Below are 2,375 nucleotides of genomic sequence, written 5' to 3'. Positions count from 1 at the left end.
ACCGGAATAACCGGTCCGGGAAATCACCACGGATTTCCCCTGCACATCACCAACCCGAGCTATGGTAAGCCGGAACCAAGGCAATTCTTCGCTCGTCGGTTGTTGTGGCGGTGTCCAGAAAGGCGACAAAGTCTTTTCCAGACGCGCGGATTCGGCCGCAGGTTTCTGAATCCACAATCGCGCCAGCTGCAGGGGTGGACAATCGCGGCCATCCGTGTTGGCGCTGAGAAAAACCCAATTCCAGGAATTGGGCGTTCTTGCGCCAGTTGGGCCGCGCGCGGCGCCAATTCCCGATTGCGTCCTCTGCGGCTTGTGCCCTTCAGACGTAAAGTTGTTTCACTGCCAAACAACAGAGCGACCGGTCGGTCAGGCGTCTCAGATAGCGCAGCTTGCACAATCTGTTCCTCCGCGTCCGACACGTCACCGATCAACGCGTCGGATCCAATTTCAGCCTGGTAAGTCTTGGCCGCACAGCTATGTGCGACCTAAAGGCTTATCGTGTTCGAGCCAATTAGATGATTGGTCGCCCAGTCGTCTTAGTCTGTTCAGGGATGCGCTATTCCGGATGCGTGCGGTTGGAATCCGGCAACCGATGCCAGATGCCAGCTTCGATACAGGCCCTGCGGGCGTCGGCGTGACTTCCGATTGGTAAGGCAGTCAGTCCGCCGGTGACGGTGCGAAGGTCATCACCGATGACATCTTATAGGATATAGGCCGAGACGGGGGCAGGCGATCCGTGCTGCAAAAAAACCACCGCCTTTAAGTCAGCTTAGGTGCCGACGCACAAGGTTCATCCGCATGATACCCAACCCGGAAGACTGCAAAACCTCGTTGACCGTGGTTTTGTCCGGCAGGGTCAGTCCTTCAACCAGCGCGGGAGCCAAGCCCGACAGCCCCGCCAGAGAATAGCGCAACGATCTGATCCTGCTCACGTGCGGTGCTGAGCAGAACGATGATCTGCCGCTCGGCTTTCAGGCCTCGTTACTCCGGGACGGGGTGTGCGCTGATCTATACCGTGGCTCCGGGAACGTCAGACTGGTTTTCGGCATGTGTCTCGGCCAGGGCGACGTGATCGCCCTGAACGTGTTTCAATGCCTTGGACATTGTCGCGGGGGCAGCTTTCCTTATAGCGACCAGAATTCTGCGCCCACTTTGCTTTGGCAAAGCCAAAGGGGTTGATTGCAATCGTCCTCGCAGAGAGACGGCCGAATCTGCCGCCGTGGCCGCCTTGGTAAAAATGGCGGCGGCACTAACGCAAAACGATTTTGACGATTGCACAGTCGTATTGCGATCAAGCTGCAGCGATTTGCCGGGCTTTTTCGACCATGACTTCTGCCTGACGGAGTGAGGCATAATCGATCAGACGACCATCCAGAGATACGGCTCCTTTACCTGCCGCTTCGGCTTCGGCCATCGCTTCGAGAATACGCTGCGCCTTGGTGACTTCGGCGTCGCCGGGTGACATGACTTCGTTCGCCAGCGCGATCTGGCTGGGGTGGATCGCCCATTTGCCTTCGCACCCCAGAACCGCCGCACGTTTGGCCGCGGCACGATAGCCGTCCGGGTCTTGGAAATCGCCGAACGGCCCGTCAATCGGGCGCAGGCCGTTGGCACGGGCGGCAACCACCATGCGCGCTAGCGCGTAATGCCACATGTCGCCCCAGTGGGTCATGCGTCCGCCATCCGCGTCTGCGTCAGTCAGAATCGAGTAATCGGGGTTCACGCCACCGATGATCGTGGTCCGAGCGCGGGTCGAAGCGGCATAGTCGGCAACACCAAAATGGAGGCTTTCGTTGCGCTTCGAAGCCGCCGCGATCTCGCTGACATTCTGCATCCCCAGCGCGGTTTCGATGATGTGCTCGAACCCGATGCGTTTCTTGAAACCCTTGGCGTCCTCAATCTGGGTGACCAGCATATCGACGGCATAGACGTCGGCGGCGGTGCCAACCTTGGGGATCATGATCAGGTCCAACCGCTCACCAGCCTGTTCGACCACATCCACCACGTCGCGGTACATATAGTGGGTGTCCAGACCGTTGATCCGAACCGACATGGTCTTGTTGCCCCAGTCGATATCGTTCAGCGCCTCGATGATGTTTCTGCGCGCCTGTTCCTTTTCGTCTGGCGCAACTGCGTCTTCCAGATCAAGGAAGATGACATCCACATTCGACTGCGCTGCCTTTTCGAACATACCGGGCTGGCTGCCGGGAACGGCTAGCTCGCTGCGGTTCAAGCGGGCAGGGGCTTGTTCAATGGAATGAAAGCTCATGGTTCGGGTCCTTCAACTTACAGGTTAGGATAGATCGGGAATTTGGCGCAGAGGTCTGCGACCTCGGCTTTGACCTTGGCTTCGACGGCACCGTTTCCGTCTTCGC

2 protein-coding genes are annotated in these 2,375 nt (G+C 58.4%); both read right to left on the bottom strand.

All coding sequences use genetic code 11. From position 1 onward, the window contains the following. Positions 1 to 764 precede the first annotated feature (764 nt). A complete protein-coding gene (locus ACR0IM_RS24445) occupies positions 765 to 914 on the bottom strand; it encodes a DUF4147 domain-containing protein (protein ID WP_480597364.1) in 150 nt (49 codons plus the stop codon). A gap of 377 nt (positions 915 to 1,291) precedes the next feature. Beyond that, positions 1,292 to 2,269, bottom strand: a complete 978-nt coding sequence (locus ACR0IM_RS24440) for an HpcH/HpaI aldolase/citrate lyase family protein (protein WP_480683481.1) — start codon at positions 2,267 to 2,269, stop codon at positions 1,292 to 1,294. Between the last annotated feature and the right edge of the window lie 106 nt (positions 2,270 to 2,375).

The organism is Ruegeria sp. BF6, assembly GCF_056538665.1.
Note: the sequence above shows the minus strand (reverse complement) of the source record. Positions and strands in the feature narration are given on the sequence as shown.

Bases quoted from the DNA above. Each gene is read 5' to 3' on its own strand.
- ACR0IM_RS24440 (WP_480683481.1), bottom strand. From the start codon at position 2,269: ATGAGCTTTCATTCCATTGAACAAGCCCCTGCCCGCTTGAACCGCAGC.